The organism is Mucilaginibacter sp. KACC 22773, assembly GCF_028736215.1.
Taxonomy (GTDB): domain Bacteria; phylum Bacteroidota; class Bacteroidia; order Sphingobacteriales; family Sphingobacteriaceae; genus Mucilaginibacter.
In genome coordinates this window covers 6,309,875-6,327,100 of record NZ_CP117883.1, presented here as the reverse complement: position 1 = coordinate 6,327,100, position 17,226 = coordinate 6,309,875, and the positions used below count along the sequence as shown (strand labels likewise).

15 protein-coding genes are annotated in these 17,226 nt (G+C 45.5%); 14 read left to right on the top strand and 1 reads right to left on the bottom strand.

Annotation, left to right across the window (positions count from 1 at the left end):
* Window positions 1-569 precede the first annotated feature (569 nt).
* From PQ469_RS26250 to PQ469_RS26190, 13 genes are all read left to right on the top strand, one after another.
* Entirely contained in the window at window positions 570-1,625 is a 1,056-nt protein-coding gene (locus PQ469_RS26250) for an AAA family ATPase (protein ID WP_274210324.1), read from the top strand.
* Window positions 1,626-1,873: 248 nt separating this feature from the next.
* Window positions 1,874-3,361 carry an IS1182 family transposase gene (locus tag PQ469_RS26245; RefSeq protein ID WP_274208593.1) on the top strand — a complete coding sequence of 496 codons (1,488 nt, stop codon included), beginning with the start codon at window positions 1,874-1,876 and terminating at the stop codon, window positions 3,359-3,361.
* Window positions 3,362-3,874: 513 nt separating this feature from the next.
* Window positions 3,875-4,750: a DUF58 domain-containing protein gene (locus PQ469_RS26240; protein WP_090641767.1), complete on the top strand. Its 876-nt coding sequence runs from the start codon at window positions 3,875-3,877 to the stop codon at window positions 4,748-4,750.
* On the top strand, window positions 4,747-5,703 hold the full coding sequence (locus tag PQ469_RS26235) for a hypothetical protein (RefSeq protein ID WP_274210323.1): 957 nt from the start codon (window positions 4,747-4,749) through the stop codon (window positions 5,701-5,703). Before PQ469_RS26240 ends, PQ469_RS26235 begins: the two co-directional genes overlap by 4 nt.
* Window positions 5,700-6,701 carry a vWA domain-containing protein gene (locus PQ469_RS26230; RefSeq protein WP_274210322.1) on the top strand — a complete coding sequence of 334 codons (1,002 nt, stop codon included), beginning with the start codon at window positions 5,700-5,702 and terminating at the stop codon, window positions 6,699-6,701. The genes PQ469_RS26235 and PQ469_RS26230 overlap by 4 nt, the downstream gene beginning before the upstream one ends.
* 3 nt (window positions 6,702-6,704) lie before the next feature.
* The gene (locus PQ469_RS26225) at window positions 6,705-7,751 is read left to right on the top strand and encodes a vWA domain-containing protein (RefSeq protein WP_274210321.1); all 1,047 of its coding nucleotides are present in this window, start codon (window positions 6,705-6,707) and stop codon (window positions 7,749-7,751) included.
* Window positions 7,748-8,521: a tetratricopeptide repeat protein gene (locus tag PQ469_RS26220; protein ID WP_274210320.1), complete on the top strand. Its 774-nt coding sequence runs from the start codon at window positions 7,748-7,750 to the stop codon at window positions 8,519-8,521. Before PQ469_RS26225 ends, PQ469_RS26220 begins: the two co-directional genes overlap by 4 nt.
* Before the next feature lie 18 nt (window positions 8,522-8,539).
* Window positions 8,540-10,378, top strand: coding sequence for a BatD family protein (locus tag PQ469_RS26215; protein WP_274210319.1), 1,839 nt, complete (start codon window positions 8,540-8,542; stop codon window positions 10,376-10,378).
* Window position 10,379: 1 nt separating this feature from the next.
* Window positions 10,380-11,141, top strand: coding sequence for a tetratricopeptide repeat protein (locus tag PQ469_RS26210; protein ID WP_274210318.1), 762 nt, complete (start codon window positions 10,380-10,382; stop codon window positions 11,139-11,141).
* Between the two features lie 353 nt (window positions 11,142-11,494).
* Window positions 11,495-12,133 (top strand): O-methyltransferase, encoded by a 639-nt coding sequence (locus PQ469_RS26205; RefSeq protein WP_274210317.1) that lies wholly within the window; start codon window positions 11,495-11,497, stop codon window positions 12,131-12,133.
* Window positions 12,134-12,136: 3 nt separating this feature from the next.
* Window positions 12,137-12,673, top strand: coding sequence for a glycoside hydrolase family 73 protein (locus PQ469_RS26200; protein WP_274210316.1), 537 nt, complete (start codon window positions 12,137-12,139; stop codon window positions 12,671-12,673).
* Between the two features lie 49 nt (window positions 12,674-12,722).
* The gene (locus PQ469_RS26195) at window positions 12,723-13,583 is read left to right on the top strand and encodes a glucosaminidase domain-containing protein (RefSeq protein WP_274210315.1); all 861 of its coding nucleotides are present in this window, start codon (window positions 12,723-12,725) and stop codon (window positions 13,581-13,583) included.
* 156 nt (window positions 13,584-13,739) lie between these two features.
* A complete protein-coding gene (locus tag PQ469_RS26190) occupies window positions 13,740-14,513 on the top strand; it encodes a peptidase associated/transthyretin-like domain-containing protein (RefSeq protein ID WP_274210314.1) in 774 nt (257 codons plus the stop codon).
* A gap of 5 nt (window positions 14,514-14,518) precedes the next feature.
* Here PQ469_RS26190 and PQ469_RS26185 read toward each other — a convergent pair whose 3' ends face one another.
* Window positions 14,519-15,571, bottom strand: a complete 1,053-nt coding sequence (locus PQ469_RS26185; protein ID WP_274210313.1) for a hypothetical protein — start codon at window positions 15,569-15,571, stop codon at window positions 14,519-14,521.
* Window positions 15,572-15,702: 131 nt separating this feature from the next.
* Between PQ469_RS26185 and PQ469_RS26180 the strand changes: the two genes are divergently transcribed.
* Window positions 15,703-17,223, top strand: a complete 1,521-nt coding sequence (locus PQ469_RS26180) for a M20/M25/M40 family metallo-hydrolase (protein WP_274210312.1) — start codon at window positions 15,703-15,705, stop codon at window positions 17,221-17,223.
* Window positions 17,224-17,226 lie beyond the last annotated feature (3 nt).

Here is a 17,226-nt window from a genome sequence, read left to right as displayed (position 1 = left end):
CTTGTTATGCGAAACCGGGGTGTCTGTCTAAAAATAAAAAAACAGATCGTCACTGCCTGGTACCTAACCATGGCGTATAGGTATTTACATAAACATTCGCTTGAACGCCGGCTACGACTCACCCGGCCGACGCTGCGCTGGGCCACCCTCTCTTCACCTGCGGTGGAAAGAGGGTTTTTGTTATTAATTAATGGATAATTAGTTATTTATTAAATTGTAGTTTCCAAAACCCTCTTTCCGGCGAAGCCGAAGAGAGGGTGGTCGGGCGTAGCCTCGACCGGGTGAGTCTTCGCCGCTATGCGATATACGTCATTACCCGCTCAGAAAGTTTCGCGCGAATCCCTAACCCTGCACCCTCTTCCCCGCAACCCAACCTCCGACCCCAACCCCCGACCCCAACCTCCGACCACAGGCATCCGACCTCCGACCTCAGCCCCCCCAACCCAATAAAAAACCTATATTTACAGCTAACACTTAAAGATTTAACAAATTTTAACAATTAAACATGGAATTTTTTTAGCAGAAAAAAGTTTGTGTGTTTAAGTTTGCTCTCGAAATAAAAAAGGTTCATGGAAGAATTTAAAAGTAGTACAGAAAATGTTTCATCGGGCGCTGTTACCGGCAGCACATCGTATTCAACAGATATCAGGGCGCTTAATGAAATGATACAACGCGAAAGCGCTTTTATCGATCTGCTTAAAATGGAGATGGATAAAGTGATCGTGGGTCAAAAATATATGGTTGAACGTTTGCTGATCGGTTTATTGGCCGATGGGCATATTTTGCTGGAAGGTGTTCCGGGGCTGGCAAAAACTTTGGCTATCAATACACTGGCCAAATGTATCCAGGCCGATTACAGCCGCATCCAGTTTACGCCCGATTTATTACCTGCCGATTTGGTGGGTACCATGATTTACAATCAAAAGAAAGAAGAATTCATTGTTCGTAAAGGGCCGTTGTTTTCCAACTTTATTTTGGCCGATGAAATTAACCGCGCACCGGCCAAAGTACAAAGCGCGCTTTTAGAAGCCATGCAGGAGCGCCAGGTAACCATTGGCGATAACACTTTCCCGCTGCCCAATCCGTTTTTGGTACTGGCTACCCAAAACCCTATTGAGCAGGAAGGTACCTATCCGCTGCCCGAAGCACAGGTTGACCGTTTTATGCTGAAGGTGGTAATTACTTACCCCGAGCGCGAAGAAGAAAGAAGAATTATCCGTTCAAGCATATTACCGGGCGGCATGCCAAAGCCATCGCCGGTTATTAAACCCGAAGAGATTGTACGCGCCCGCAAAATAGTTCGTGAAGTTTACATGGACGAAAAAATTGAGCAGTACATCATCGATATTGTTTTCGCTACCCGTTTCCCCGAGCAGTACAAACTGGCGCACTACAAAAACCTCATCACTTTTGGCGCATCGCCAAGGGCAAGTATCAGCCTGGCGCTGGCAGCAAAGGCTTATGCCTTTATTAAACGCCGCGGTTACGTAATACCCGAGGATGTGCGTGCTATTTGCCACGATGTAATGCGCCACCGTATTGGCTTAAGCTACGAGGCCGAAGCAGAAAATATCACCAGCGAAAATATTATTACCGGGATACTGAACGCGATAGAGGTGCCGTAGGCCCACCCCGGCCCTCTCCAAAGGAGAGGGAGGAAAACCGCTTGTATGTCATTGCGAGGCATAATCCGGGGCCTCTTTGAGTGCATGACGTTTATGGCATGGTGGCGAAGACTCACCCGGTCGAGGCTACGCCCGACCACCCTCTCTCCGCTTTCGTGACTGTTGCACAACTAAACAAGCCAACAGTGGCTTTAGAATTAAGTTCTTTGAAATATTGATTAAAATATTGATTATTAGTATATTAGCACATGCAAGGAAAGAAAATACACCAAGAAAGCTTGTTCATACAGTTTCAGCTTTCCGACTACGTACCAGCTGATAATTTTTACCGTCGGTTAAAAAGTTTGCTTGATTTAGACTTCTTGTATCCGACAACTTTGAAGTATTATGGCAAGGAAGGTCAAAAAAGCATCGACCCGGTTGTATTTATGAAATTGATGCTCGTTGGTTATCTCGAAAATATTAATAGCGACCGCCGGATTGTTATTTCATCGGGAATGCGGATGGACATTCTTTATTTTCTCGGTTATGACCTTGGCCAGGAATTACCGTGGCATTCTACGTTAAGCCGCACCCGCAAGCTTTTTGGAGAGGAAACATTCCTTGAATTGTTTAAGCAAGTACTGAAGCTTTGCATTAATAACGGGATGATTAGCGGCAAACGGCAAGCTGTGGACAGTGCTTTAATACCTGCCAATGCGGCTAAACAAAGTATGGTTGAGCGGATAGTGATGGAAGATGCATCTGTGTTCAGCCGGGAATTGAATGATAATATCGAGGATGATCCTGCAAAGCCGAAGGAGCCAAAAAGCGACAATGATGAAGGGCCGAAGAATAAAGACGTTGCGCCGACCAATCAAACACACTTCAGCCCTTCAGACCCGGATGCCCGTTTAACCACCAAGCCAGGTAAACCGATGAGATTGTATTACCGGTCGCAAATGAGTGTGGATACAGCCAGTCATTGCATAACCTATATACAGGCATTTAAGGGAAACGAGGCTGACAACAGTTCTTTGCCGGTAATACTACCGCAGATTGCCGGTAACATGGCTGACCATGGCATTCAGGTTGAAGAAATTCTGGCAGATACAGGCTACAGTAGCGGTAAAGCTATACGGGCATTAACTGCCAATGGTATGAAAGGATATATTCCTGCTCCCGGAACTTATAAGTCTTCAAGGGAAGGCGAAGGGTTCATATACGATGATAACTATGACCGGTATACTTGTATAATGGGTGTCCATCTGCCCTTCAAACGCATCGAATCTGCTTATAATGAACCGACTGTTTTCAAGAAGATTTATGAGTCCAGCATTAGTGATTGCAAAAACTGTCCATTTAAGGACATTTGCGCCAATAAAAAAGGCTTCAAGAAGCTGGTTGACTCTGCGGACAAACCGCTTTATGAATATATGCAACGGCGGGTAGAGAGCCCCAGAGGTAAACAGATGATGTCGCTGCGCTCCAGTACAGTCGAACCGGTATTCGGCTCCTTAATTAATTACACGAGCTTAGACCGAATAAACACTAAAGGACTTAAACAAGCAAATAAATGTATGCTTATGGCTGCCGCCGCTTATAATATCAAAAAACTGCTCAAATGTAAGTTCGGGCCACTGATAGCAGCGCCAATCCCGGCCATAGGTGGCCTGAAAGGTCTGTTTAATCAGTTGTTCATGCAATTTATAGGATACAAACAGCAACATGCTGTGAACTTCCTAACTTCGTTTTAATCAATAGTTCAAAGAACGGACGAACAGGCTCACGTCTGTATAACAGTCTCAATAGTTGCGCAACGGCCACTTTCGCGCAAAGAGGGTGAAAAAATAAAAAAATGAGGTTTACCCTCTATGCGGCGCAGCCGGAGAGAGGGTCGGCCAGCGAAGCGTTGCCGGGGTGAGTCGTAGCCAGCGTTCAGGAATTACGCTGATGAAACGCCTCACGGTAGTGAGCATAGCGGGGCGAAGACTCACCCGGTCGAGGCTACGCCCGACCACCCTCTCTCCGCTTCGCGCAAAGAGGGTGAAAAAAATAAAAAAAACGGGGTTTACCCTCTATGCGGCGCAGCCGGAGAGAGGGTCGGCCAGCGAAGCGCTGCCGGGGTGAGTCGTAGTCAGCGTTTAGGAATTACGCTGATGAAACGACTTTTGTGCACCGAAAAATATTACTATAATTTATAACAGAGTTTAAAAAACATACTTTTCAAAAGTCTCCCCCTTCAGGGGGAGATTTAGAGGGGGCCTCTTATGGAAACCAAGGATCTTTTAAAAAAAGTAAGGAAGATTGAGATAAAAACCAGGGGTTTAAGTAACCACTTATTCTCGGGCGAATATCATTCGGCTTTCAAGGGGCGGGGTATGGCCTTTAGCGAGGTACGCGAATACCAGCTTGGCGACGAGATACGTACCATCGACTGGAACGTTACCGCGCGTTTTAATCACCCTTACGTAAAAGTGTTCGACGAAGAGCGCGAGCTTACCGTAATGCTGCTGATGGACGTAAGCGGATCGGAAAACTTTGGTACCCAGGGTCAGCAAAAGCAGGACCTGGCAACCGAGCTTTGCGCTGTGCTTGCCTTTTCGGCCATCCAGAACAACGATAAAGTTGGGGTGATATTTTTTAGCGATAAGATAGAAAAATTCATCCCGCCAAAAAAAGGGCGCTCGCACATATTGATGATCATCAGGGAACTGATTGATTTTAAGCCCGAAAACAAAGGCACCAATGTGGGTGTGGCGTTAAAGTACTTTACCAGCGTTATTAAAAAGAAATGCACCGCCTTTATCCTGTCGGATTTTATAAGCCCGGCGTTTGAAAACGAGCTGAAAATAGCCAACAAAAAGCACGATATTATTGCTGTAAGGCTGTTTGACAAGCACGAAGAGGTGTTCCCTAACCTGGGCCTCATCCCGATGAAGGACGAAGAAACCGGCGAGGTGGTGTGGATAAACACTGCTGATGAGGAGGTGCGCTACGCATTCAGCCTCGAGGCCCGCAACCGCACCATCGCCATGGGCGATACCTTTAAAAAATGCGGTGTTGATTTTACCAGCATCGGCACACACGAATCATACGTAAAACCATTAATGACACTATTTAAAAAACGGGAAGGCAGGAGATGATCAAGTGTTTTAAATATTTCCTGGTATTGCTGCTTACAGGTACTTTTTATTCCGCTTTTGCACAGGCCCCGCAGGCCGAAGCAAAATTGGATAGGGCCACCATTTTAATTGGCCAGCAAACCAAGCTTAACCTAAGCATCAGGCATAGCATAAAAGATAAAATAGAGTTCCCGGCGCTGGTTGATTCAATTGCGGGCAAAATTCAAATTGTGAGCAGTAAAGCCGATACTGTTTTTGATAAGCAGGATCAAAGTATCGAGACCGTTCACCGCGCTTACAACATTACCGCGTTTGATAGCGGGGCTTATGTAATACCATCCTACGCGTTTAAAACAACAATAGGCCCGGTTTACACGCAACCATTAACATTAACCGTGCAAACCGTTGCGGTTGATACCACCAAGGGTTTTTATGACATTAAACAACCGCTTGTGGTCAGTTATTCGTTTTTCGACTGGCTTCACGATAACTGGCAATGGGTAGCCATTGGCTTTTTGGTGCTGCTGATTATTGCCGGTATTATTTATTATTTTGTCTCCAGGCCTAAAAAAGTGGTAGTAATTGAACCGCCGAAACCCAAAGTGCCACCGCATATCATCGCCCTGCAAAAACTGCAGGAGCTGCGCGGCAAGAAAGCTTACGAGCAGGATGTTAAAGTATACCATATTGAACTGAGCGAAATACTGCGCGAATATTTAGAGAAGCGCTATGGCATTAAAACCCATGAGCAAACATCCGACGAGATTTTTGCAAGCCTGCGCACGCTGGATATTACAGAAGATAACAAAAACCTGCTGCGCCAGGTATTGATACTTGCCGATTTGGTGAAATTTGCCAAAGAAAAACCGCTGCATTTTGAAAACGAACAAAGTATGGATAATGCCATTGGCTTTGTAAACAAAACCCAGCAGGCATACCAGCCACTGGCCGATAAACAAGAGGAGGGTAAATGAGCTGGTTTAAAGGAATAGAATTTGCCCACCCGGGATTTTTTTGGCTGTTCATCAGCATACCACTCATGGTTGGCTGGTATATATGGAAACAACGGCAGCTGCAGGGCAACCTGAATGTGCCTACCCTGCGGGGCTTTACGCTTAAAAAAAGCATGCTGCCAAAGTTCAGGCATAGCGGTATTGTGTTACGGTCGTTAGCCTTATCGGCTATGATTGTTGCGCTGGCCAGGCCGCAATCGTCATTAAGCTGGCAAAACAGTACTACCGAAGGTATCGATATCATCATCGCTTCAGATATTTCGGGCAGTATGCTGGCCGAAGATTTTAAGCCCAACCGCCTGGAAGCCGGTAAACAAATAGCCATCGACTTTATAAAAGGACGCCCGGACGACCGCATAGGCCTGGTAATTTTTAGCGGCGAAAGCTTTACGCAATGCCCGCTAACTATTGACCATAGCGTACTTGTGAACCTGTTTGCCGATGTGAAGAACGGGATGATAACCGATGGTACCGCCATAGGCATGGGCCTGGCAACCGCGGTTAACCGCCTGCGTACCAGCCAGGTTAAAAGCAAGGTGGTGATATTACTTACAGATGGCTCAAACAATGCCGGTTCGATACCGCCCATAACCGCGGCCGAAATTGCCCGCCAGTTTGGCGTAAGGGTATATACGGTAGGTTTGGGTACCAATGGTTTTGCACCTTACCCGGTACAGACACCATTGGGCATCCAATACCAAAAAATGCCGGTGGTAATTGACGAGGGCACACTGTCAAAAATTGCAAACCTTACAGGTGGTAAGTATTTCAGGGCCACCAATAACCAAACGCTTAAAGATATTTACGAGCAGATTGATAAGCTGGAAAAAGCTAAAATTGATGTTACCCAGTATCATAAAAAAACAGAACTGTTTTTACCCTGGGCAATTATAGCGCTGGCTTTCCTGTCGTTGGAATTTATATTAAAAAACACCCTGTTTAAAGGGGCTTTAACCTAACAGATGCTACGTTTTGCACATATAGAATATTTGTGGGGGCTGGTAATTATCCCGGTGTTCATTATCGCGTTTTTGGCGGTAAGCGTTTGGAAAAAGAAAGCCATATCCTCATTAGGAGATAAAAAAGTGGTGATGATGATGATGCCGCAGGTATCGTTATCAAGGCCGTGGATTAAGTTTATTTTCTTTTTGCTGGCTTACGCCATGCTGGTCATCGGCATAGCCGACCCGCAGATTGGTTCAAGAACCGAAGAAGTAAAACGCAAAGGCGCCGATTTAATGATACTGCTTGATGTATCAAACAGTATGCTGGCCCAGGATTTGGCCCCAAGCCGCCTGGAGAATGCCAAACGCGCCATTGCCCAGCTGATTGACCGGATGCATGACGACCGTATTGGTATCATTGTATTTGCAGGCCAGGCCTATGTACAGCTGCCTATTACTACCGATTACTCGGCGGCCAAGCTATTCCTAAGTACCATTAATACCGAGATGGTACCAACACAGGGAACCGCCATTGGCGCGGCCATTGAACTGGGCATGCAATCGTTCGATTTTAAAAACGGCACCGGCAAAGCCATGATAGTTATTACCGATGGTGAAAACCACGAGGATAATGCCGTTGAAGCTGCTGCTGCCGCCAAATCAAAAGATGTATCAGTAAATGTGGTTGGTGTAGGATCGGAAAGCGGCGCGCCCATACCGGTGTATGATGAGCAGGGGCACCAAACAGGTTTCCATATGGACCGTGAAACCGGTCAGCAGGTGGTAAGTAAACTGAGCGAGGATATGTGTAAAGAGATTTCGGCCGCAGGCGGCGGAGTTTACGTGCGCGCCAATAACTCCAACAGCGGCCTGGGCATTGTAATGGACCAGATTAATAAACTACAGCGCAAAACGGTTGATAGCCGGTCGTTTAAGGATTTTGAAGATCGTTTCCAGTTCTTTTTGGCCATCGCGTTTGTATTGCTGCTGGTTGAGTTCTTTATATCAAACCGTAAAAACATGCGTTTAAGCGGCATTAAATTATTTGAAGTAAAAAAGCCATGAAGCAATTAATTATAGTTGTATTATTAGTACTGCAGGCTTCATTCCTTTTTGCCCAGCAGGAAAAAAGGGACATCAGGAAAGGCAACCAGCTTTACCAGGCTAAAAACTATAAACAAGCCGAGGATAACTATCGTAAAGCGCTGGCAAAATCAAACAACAAAACAGTAGAGGGCAATTTTAACCTGGGCGATGCTTTGTACAAGCAAAAAAAGTTTGAAGAGGCGCAGCAGCAGTTTGATAAAATAGCAGCAACATCAAAAGATAAACAGGTATTGGCCAATGCTTACCACAACATAGGTAACTCCCTTTTGGAAAATAAAAAACTGGAAGAGAGCATTGCTGCCTACAAAAAATCGTTGCTTAATAACCCGGATGATGAGCAAACCCGCTACAACCTGTCGTACGCCCAAAAAATGCTAAAGAAGCAGCAGGACGATAAAAAGAACCAGAACAAAAACGACAAGAATAAAGATAAAGACAAGAACAAGGATAAAAATAAGGACGATAAGAATAAAGACAAGGATAAGAAGGATAAAGACAAAAAAGACCAGGATAAGAAAGATCAGGATAAAAAAGATAAAGACGACAAGGACAAGAATAAACCTGATAATAAAGATCAGCAGCAACAACAGCCGCAGCCCAACAACGTATCAAAAGATGATGCCGAGCGGATGCTGGAAGCCCTGAAAAACGATGAAAAAGCAACGCAGGACAAACTAAAAAATAAAAAGTTAAAAGGCGCCAAAGCCAATATTTCAAAAGACTGGTAAGCCTTATATTTATAGCACATGAAGTTAAAGTACTACATATTGTTGTTCCTGCTGTTTTGTACCACCGCTATTTTTGCCCAGGGTATAAAGTTTACCTCGTCTGTTAGTAAAACAGAGGTAGGCACTACCGAGCAATTCGAGGTTAGTTTTACCATAAACAGTAATGGCGAAAAATTTGTGCCCCCAAACTTTAACGGTTTTTTGGTGGTTTCGGGGCCAAATGTATCCCAAAGCATGACGGTGATTAACGGTGCTTCATCGTCAAGTATGGCTTATAGTTATGATTTGGTAGCCGTAAAAGAAGGTACTTATACTATAGGCCCGGCAACCATTGTGGTAAACGGCAAGCAGCTGAGCACCAGTCCCATTAAAATTAAAGTGGTAAAGGGCGCTTCGGCAGCGCAGGCTAATGCGGCCAGGCAGCAACAACAGCAGCAGCAACAACAGGTGCAGGGAAAAGGCATTGTGGCCGGCCATTCAAAGGATATCAATAGGGACCTTTTTATAAGGGCCGATGTAAATAAAACCAGTGCCTACATAGGCGAGCAGCTTACCTTAAGCTACCGCCTTTACACACGGGTGGCGCTGGTGGGCAGCGAACTGGAAAAAATGTCGGACCAGAATGGTTTTTACAGCCAGGAAATTAAAAGCCTTAATAATCCCAATGCTGTTCAATGGCGTATCGAAACCATAAAAGGGATAAAATATAATGTTACCGAAATAAAGCAAAATATCCTTTTCCCCGAACGAGCGGGCAACATTACTATCGACCCGATGATTATGGATTTTATTGTGCGCGAAACCGTACCATCGGCCGATCCTTTTGATAACTTTTTTGGTGGCGGCAGCTATAATGATGTTAAATACAAAATTAAAAGTAGCCCCGTGGTTATCCACGTAAAACCACTGCCCGAAAGCGGCAAGCCTGCAAGCTTTAGCGGCGCGGTTGGCCGCTTTTCAATCTCAGCATCGGTTGATAAAACCAGCCTGAAAGCCAACGAACCCCTCAATTACAAAATTACCCTGAAGGGCAAAGGCAACCTGAAGCTGCTGAAACCAATGGCCCCCGAGTTTCCGCTTGATTTTGACAAGTACGACCCTAAGGTAACCGATACGATAACTGATGATGCAAATGGCGAGTCGGGTACCCGTGTGTATACTTACCTGCTGATACCACGCCACGGCGGCAAATTCAACATCGACCCCATTAAATTTTCTTACTACGATTTAGCAGCCGGCAAATATGTAAGCCAGCAAACCAAAGGGTTTACAATTAACGTAGCCAAAGGCGCTACCGAAAATAACGTTACCTCCATTGGCGCCGATAAGCAGGACGTTAAATTGTTGAATAAAGATATCCGCTATATAAAAACCGACGGAAGCGATATCCGGAAAGACGACGAAGGTTTTTACGGATCCGGTCTGTATTATTTCCTGCTGTTGCTGGGGCCGCTGGCATTTGCCGGAGCCTTGGTATTTGGTAAGGTGTACGAGATGAACAACAGCGATGTGGTGAAAGTAAAAAGCCGCAAGGCCGGTAAAATTGCCGCCAAACACCTGGCCAGCGCAAAAGCGCAGCTAACGGCAAATAATAAACCGGTATTTTACGAAAATGTGTTTAAAGGGTTGTATGGCTACTTAAGCGATAAACTGAACATTGCTGCTGCCGACCTTAACCGCGAAAAAATTGCCACTGAACTAAAGGCCCGCCAGCTGGATGAGCCGACTATAAACGAACTGCTGGAAACCTTAGACCTTTGCGACATGGCCCGCTTTGCCCCGGTTTCGGGTATATCGGAGCAGGAGGTGTTTGAGAAGGCAAAAAACATGATCAATAACATTGAAGATAAAATATAACATGCTAAAGCGCCTGATATACCTGTTGCTGTTGATTGTTGCGCCATTGCTGGCCTTTAGCGATGACGCAGGCCCGACCCTGTTTAAAAAAGGCAACAACCTGTACCAAAAGGCAAATTATAAAGAAGCCGCGGCTGCCTATCAAAAAATGGTGGATGACGGCTACCAATCGGCCAGCCTTTACTTTAACCTGGGTAATGCTTATTACAAAAATGGGGATATAGCACCGGCTTTGTTATACTATGAAAAAGCCCACAGGCTATCGCCGGGCGATGAAGATATCCGGGTAAACATCCAGTTTGCCAATTCAAAAACTACCGATAAAATTGAGGCCGCCCCCGAATTTTTCATCACCAAATGGTGGACCGGCTTTATCCTCGCTTTTTCGGCCAATGCGCTTGCCGTGGTCAGTGTGCTGCTTTTCCTGGCGGCATCGGGCCTGCTTATCCTTTACAGGTTTTCGGGCTCTGTAGGTATAAAAAAGGCATCGTTTTATTCGGCCTTAATTTTACTGCTGTTAGGTGTGGGTACCATATTTATATCCGGCAGGCAGGCGGCCTATTTTGAAGCACATCATGATGGCATTATTTTCAACTCATCGGTAAACGTTAAAAACGCACCCGCCGCTACCGCCAAAAACGGTTTTGTGCTGCACGAGGGAACCAAGGTTAATATCCTTGATAAAAAATCCGACTGGGTAAAAATCAAACTCGCCAACGGCAACGAAGGCTGGGTGAGCACTGCGGACGTGCGGGAAATATAGGCATCAACGATATCGGCGATGGATTTTTCCACTGTGCCGAAAAGCAGAGTACCCGTTGCCAAAATTATGATGTTTGAAGGGGGTATAGCCAGGCTCCAACGGATATTAATGGGTACTTAACCGCGTCTGGCAAGGGCATAACAGGGTACTAATCACCGCTTTTGTTTTATCCCTGCCAAACCCAAAAGTGATGGATTTTACTATTACAGGGTAAAATAAACTGCAGGTCTTTTAATTCTTCCGAACACTTAATTGTCTGTAATTCAATAGTATACCTGTTCGCCCCCGAACACCCGAACACGTCTGCACAAAACCGAACACCACATAAGTATTAAATTCCGTATCTTTGTGACATGGATATTCTCCCTATCGCCCTCCAGGCGTACTTAGATGACCATTGCGATCCGGAGCCGGAAGCTTTGCAGCAACTGAACCGCGAAACGCATTTAAAGGTGCTGCGCCCGCACATGCTGTCGGGCCATTACCAGGGCCGGTTGCTGAGCTTTCTGAGCAAAATGGTGGCACCCAAATGCATCCTGGAAATTGGTACGTTCACCGGCTACTCGGCTATTTGCCTGGCCGAAGGATTGGCTGAGGGAGGCATCCTCCACACCATCGAAGTGAATCGCGAAATGGAGGATATCATCAATTCACACTTTAAACTAACAAATGTTGAAAATAAAATAAAGCTGCATTTTGGGCAGGCAGAGGCCATTATTGCTGATTTACAGGCTGATATTTTCGATATGGTGTTTATTGATGCGGATAAAAAAAATAATTTTACTTACTTTCAATTGGTTTTTGACAAAGTCAGATCCGGAGGATTAATAATAATTGATAACGTTTTGTGGAAAGGAAAGGTGTACGGCACCGAAAAAGATGCCGATACCGAGAATATCCGCAAACTAAATGACCACATAGCTGTTGATAGCAGGATAGAAAAACTGATCCTGCCTGTACGCGACGGCTTACTGGTTATCAGAAAAAAATAAATTATGAAGAAAACCCTACTGATTACCGCCCTGTTGATTTCAACAATTGCTGCTTCAGCACAAAAAAACACTTCACAATCTTATATCGAGAAGTTCAAAGATGATGCCATTCGTATTATGCACGAAACCGGTATCCCGGCAAGCATCGTTTTAGGTGTAGCCATGCATGAATCCGGCTGTGGCAACAGCACCATAGCCCAAAGCCTTAACAATCAGTTTGGAGTAAAAGGCGGCGGCAGTGTAGTTTTTATTAAACACAATAAAAAAGTACGCTCATCCTATAAAAAATATGATTCGGTTTTAGATTCATTCCAGGATTTTGCCCGCATCATGACCGAGCGCAAGCAATTCAGCCACCTGGCCGATGCCCTTACCCATTATGACTACACCGGCTGGGCAAAAGGCATCCAGCGCAGCGGTTATGCCAGCAGCCGCAAATGGGCAGCACAGGTTTTAGGTATCATTAAAAAATACGACCTGAACGATTTGGACGAAAACCCTGCAACACAACCTAAAGAATTAGCAGAAGCTAAACAATAAAATCTTATTTTGGCATTTTAATAAATACCTTGTATTAAGGTTTATCTGTATGCGAAAAATAAGTGCTGTATTTTTAATATCGGTTGTTTTTTTTAGTTCATGCTCGGCGCGCAAAACAACATCATCAAGAAACAAATCCAGGAATTCTATTTCCAATCGCGATGTTCGCCGCAATAACAGCAGCATCCAAAAGGCCAACGGCGCATCTGCGGCGGGTTATAAATCCCTGTCGAGTTTAGATTATATTGATCGTTTTAAGGCCATTGCCATACAGGAAATGAACCAGTATGGCATCCCCGCCAGCATTACCCTGGCACAGGGTCTGTTTGAATCGGGCGCCGGCAATAGCGAGCTGGCCCGTTTTGCCAACAACCACTTTGGTATAAAATGCACTGCCGACTGGATGGGCAAAAGCTATTATAAAGATGATGACCAGGTTAACGATTGTTTCAGGGTTTATGATAATCCCGAAGACTCGTTTCGCGACCACTCCACATTTTTAAAGCGAAAAAATTACGCCAAACTATTTGAGCTGGATAAAAACGACTATGAAGGATGGGCCCGGGGCCTGAAGGCAGCCGGTTACGCTACCAACCCCAAATACCCCGAATTACTAATTAACCTTATTGTAAAATATAACCTTGACCAGTACGACCGTGCCGAAGGCGAGGCAGCCAAAATAAAGCGCGAAGATCGTGTACTATCGCAAATTAATGACAGCATTGGCAAACCCAACACCGATACCCTGACCAAAACCAAGCCCGACGATAAGATATACACCGTAAAACAGGGCGATACACTATACAACATATCCAAACGTTTTGGTATAACTGTTGATGAACTAAAAGCGTTAAACAGTATACCAGATAATAATATACACATTGGGCAAAAACTGGTAGTTGTTAAGTAGGGGAGCCCCCTCCAAATCTCCCCCGGAAAGGGAGACTTTTACCTACTTCATATTTTTTTAAGTCCTCCCTTCCGGGGAGGATTTAGGAGGGGCTAAAAGTTAATTGTTGTTAAAAACATGGCTAATTAAAGCCTAAGTTTTATTTTTGGCGCCACAATGAAATTATGGTTGTTCCTGTTTTTCTGCACGTTATCTGTACGGCTTTTTGCGCAGCAAAAGCAGGTAGAGGGTATTGTGTTTGATAAAGACAGTAAAGACCGCATTGCCAAGGTAAACATTGTTAATACCACCACGGGCAAATCTTTTTACAACAACCTTAAGGGCGAATTTACAATAGATGCACAACCCGGCGATTTGTTGATATTTATGAAGCCCGATCATTACAGCGATACCCTTAAGGTTCAAAATAATAACGCGATGGCCGTTTATATGAAGCGGTCGGCAATTATGCTTAGGGAAGTATATATACGTGATACCGCGCTTACGCCCGAGAAGCAATTTGCGGCCACTAAGCGCGATTTTACTAAAATTTACGGATCGGAATATAGTCAAAGCCTTTTGTCCGTTGCGCCGGGCCTGGGGGCAGGCATAGGTATTGATGCTTTGTACAATGCCTTTAGCCGCAGCGGCCGCAACGCCGCCAAGCTGCGCGCAACCATCGAAGAAGATTATCACCAGCGCGAGATTGACTTCCGCTTTAATCGCGCGTTTGTGGCCAGTGTAACCCGCCTTAAAGACCAACAGCTTACCGATTTTATGCAGCGTTACCGCCCCGGCTACTTCCTGGTAAAAACCGCTACCGATTATGAGTTTATAACCACCATAAAAACCAACTTACGCCGCTTTTTGCGCTCATCGCGCAAATCGTACGGTTTGGCGCCATTGGTTACGCCCGAAGTAACTAATAAAGAAACCGGTAAAGGCGAGTGAAATAGTTAAACTTTTTTAAATTTAATCACATTGTCCTGCTCCCATACGCAAAGCATGGTATTGTTATTCAACAGGATAGTTTTCAGAAAGCTGCCTTTTCCTACCATAGTTACTTCTTTACGATTGGGCGATGCAACTTTCAGCGTATCGTTGTTTTGAAATGATATCATGGTTTTAGCCCCGGCGGCAGCAATGCTGCAGTTTCGCCCTTTGCCAATGAGCGTTTCTGAGGCACCCGGCTGAGCATAAAAAATATCGCCCTTGCGTTGCCAGGCGGTTTGGACGTTATTGCTGCTGTTGATAACAATGCCGCCGCCATCCATGGGGCAGCCGTTTAGCGGCCAGGTACCGGTACCCATTTTCTGCGCGGGTTGAAACACGTTGCCACCATCTGCCGACCGGGTAACATAAAGGTCTCTTGATCCGCCGAGCCAGTTTCTGAACATGATGGCTACTTCCCGGCCCTGCACGGCTATGTTGGGTTTACAGCATTCGCACACATGGCCATCGGGCGATTGGTAGGCCAATATATTTTTTGACCACGCAGTAGTTTTGGCCATTAGTTTTGAAAAATAAACCTGGTTGTGCTGCCCTAAGCGGATATCCAGCCAAACCGCATAAAAATTATTGTTCTTATCCGCCGTTAGGCCCATCAGCCCTTCGGGTGCCGATTGGTTAATATCATTTATTACACCCATCGTTTCCCATTTTGAAGAGGAGTGTTTTAACCGGAACCAATGAATATTACCCGATTTATCCATTGCAGTTATTACCGAGTAATTATCCGAACTGGCCAGCTGCGGGCCTCTCGACATGCCCAAATGCATGTTAGCCACACGGCCTACCAGTACCGGTTTTGAAAACGATACGCCCTGGTTGGCGGATGTTGCACAAAAAATATTATCCTTATCCCCATATACCACCCGGATAGTGCCTTTATTGTCGGCGCTAACCTGTGGCTGGCTTCCCGTTGATATAGTTCCTTCTGCCGCAAGGGCTTTAATGGCAGGTACTAATAATATAATCCCGAGGAGGATAGATAGCAATGCTTTTTTCATAGTTAGCGTTTAAATGCGTACGGTTTAAATTCGCGGTTTACAACTGTTTTTTACAACGTGATAACATGTCAAATATATCCAAATGATTGGACATATATAATTTGCTTATATTGTGGTCATTTACCATCACCATGAAAACAAATACCTGTTTTATCGCCCTGATGTTTTTGGGTGCCCGGCTGCTATCAGCCCAAACAAACCAGCAAAAAATAAATGCGGCTATTAAAGGCAATCAGCAGGAAATTTTTGGCGAATACCTGGACTTTGTAGCTATCCCCAACGAAACAGTTGATTCGGCTAATATCCGCCTCAACGCGGCATTTGTTAAAAATATGCTGGAGAACCGTGGCGTTAAAGCCGAACTGCTTACCATTGCCAACGGTAACCCAGCCGTTTTTGGCGAAGTAAAAGTGCCGGGTGCAACCAAAACCATCGCTTATTACGCCCATTACGACGGTCAGCCGATAAACCCTAAACAGTGGGCGCCCGGTTTAAAACCATTTGACCCCGTTTTTATTACCGCTCCAATTGAGCAGGGCGGCCATATTGTTAACTATAAACGCGGCGATGCCGTCGATACCAGCTGGCGCCTGAGTGGCCGTGGCAGCGCCGATGATAAGGCTGGTGTAATGTGTATTATCAACGCTTATGACGCACTGGTGAAAAGCAAAATAAAACCGGGATGCAATATCAAATTCTTTTTTGAGGGCGAAGAAGAAAAAGGCTCGCCACAACTTGCGGCGATCTTTAAAAAGTATAAAGCTAAGCTTACATCCGATCTTTGGATTATTTGCGATGGGTCAAGGCACCCATCGGGCAAAAATATAGTAGTGTTTGGTGTAAGGGGCGATGTTAATATGTGGCTTACCATTTATGGCCCCAAACGGCCATTGCATAGCGGCAATTTTGGTAACTGGGCACCAAACCCAGGCCTGGCCATGGCCAAATTACTGGCAGGGATGAAAGATGATGACGACCGGGTAACCATTAAAGGCTTTTATGACGATGTAACCCCGCTGAGCCAGGACGAAAAAGACGCATTGGCCAAAGTACCGCCGGTTGAGCCGGGTTTAAAAAAAGAGCTTGGTATTGCCCGCCCCGAAGGCGGAACACGCCCGCTGGTGAATGCATTTATGCTGCCCACGCTTAATATCAACGGCATGGCAAGTGGCAATGTTGGCAAACAGGCATCAAATGTAATCCCGGTGAAAGCCGAAGCCGTGCTCGACCTGCGCCTGGTGCCCGGCAATGATATGGACAGGCAAATTCAAAAAGTAACAGACCATATACGCGCCCAGGGCTATTATGTTGTAGACAAAGAACCGACAGACCAGGAAAGGATTACCTACCCTAAGATCATTAAAATAACCCACGATGCCGGTTATAATGCGCAACGTACTCCGCTTGATTTGCCCATAGCGCAAGCTGTTGTAAAGGCCGTTCAGGGTACAGTTGATTACCCGGTGGTGCTTTCGCCGAGTTCGGGCGGCAGCCTGCCCCTGTTTGTTTTTGAACAGGAATTAGGAGCAAAGGTTATCACGGTGCCATTAGTTAATTACGATAACAACCAGCACGCCGAAAATGAAAACGTAAGGGTGAGCTACCTTTGGCAAGGCATAGCAACTATGGCCGCGGTAATGCAGATGAAATAGCAG

Bases quoted from the DNA above. Each gene is read 5' to 3' on its own strand.
- PQ469_RS26215 (WP_274210319.1), top strand. From the start codon at position 8,540: ATGAAGTTAAAGTACTACATATTGTTGTTCCTGCTGTTTTGTACCACC.
- PQ469_RS26240 (WP_090641767.1), top strand. From the start codon at position 3,875: ATGGAAACCAAGGATCTTTTAAAAAAAGTAAGGAAGATTGAGATAAAA.
- PQ469_RS26225 (WP_274210321.1), top strand. From the start codon at position 6,705: ATGCTACGTTTTGCACATATAGAATATTTGTGGGGGCTGGTAATTATC.
- PQ469_RS26230 (WP_274210322.1), top strand. From the start codon at position 5,700: ATGAGCTGGTTTAAAGGAATAGAATTTGCCCACCCGGGATTTTTTTGG.
- PQ469_RS26195 (WP_274210315.1), top strand. From the start codon at position 12,723: ATGCGAAAAATAAGTGCTGTATTTTTAATATCGGTTGTTTTTTTTAGT.
- PQ469_RS26180 (WP_274210312.1), top strand. From the start codon at position 15,703: ATGAAAACAAATACCTGTTTTATCGCCCTGATGTTTTTGGGTGCCCGG.
- PQ469_RS26190 (WP_274210314.1), top strand. From the start codon at position 13,740: ATGAAATTATGGTTGTTCCTGTTTTTCTGCACGTTATCTGTACGGCTT.
- PQ469_RS26210 (WP_274210318.1), top strand. From the start codon at position 10,380: ATGCTAAAGCGCCTGATATACCTGTTGCTGTTGATTGTTGCGCCATTG.
- PQ469_RS26185 (WP_274210313.1), bottom strand. From the start codon at position 15,571: ATGAAAAAAGCATTGCTATCTATCCTCCTCGGGATTATATTATTAGTA.
- PQ469_RS26235 (WP_274210323.1), top strand. From the start codon at position 4,747: ATGATCAAGTGTTTTAAATATTTCCTGGTATTGCTGCTTACAGGTACT.
- PQ469_RS26205 (WP_274210317.1), top strand. From the start codon at position 11,495: ATGGATATTCTCCCTATCGCCCTCCAGGCGTACTTAGATGACCATTGC.
- PQ469_RS26245 (WP_274208593.1), top strand. From the start codon at position 1,874: ATGCAAGGAAAGAAAATACACCAAGAAAGCTTGTTCATACAGTTTCAG.
- PQ469_RS26200 (WP_274210316.1), top strand. From the start codon at position 12,137: ATGAAGAAAACCCTACTGATTACCGCCCTGTTGATTTCAACAATTGCT.
- PQ469_RS26250 (WP_274210324.1), top strand. From the start codon at position 570: ATGGAAGAATTTAAAAGTAGTACAGAAAATGTTTCATCGGGCGCTGTT.
- PQ469_RS26220 (WP_274210320.1), top strand. From the start codon at position 7,748: ATGAAGCAATTAATTATAGTTGTATTATTAGTACTGCAGGCTTCATTC.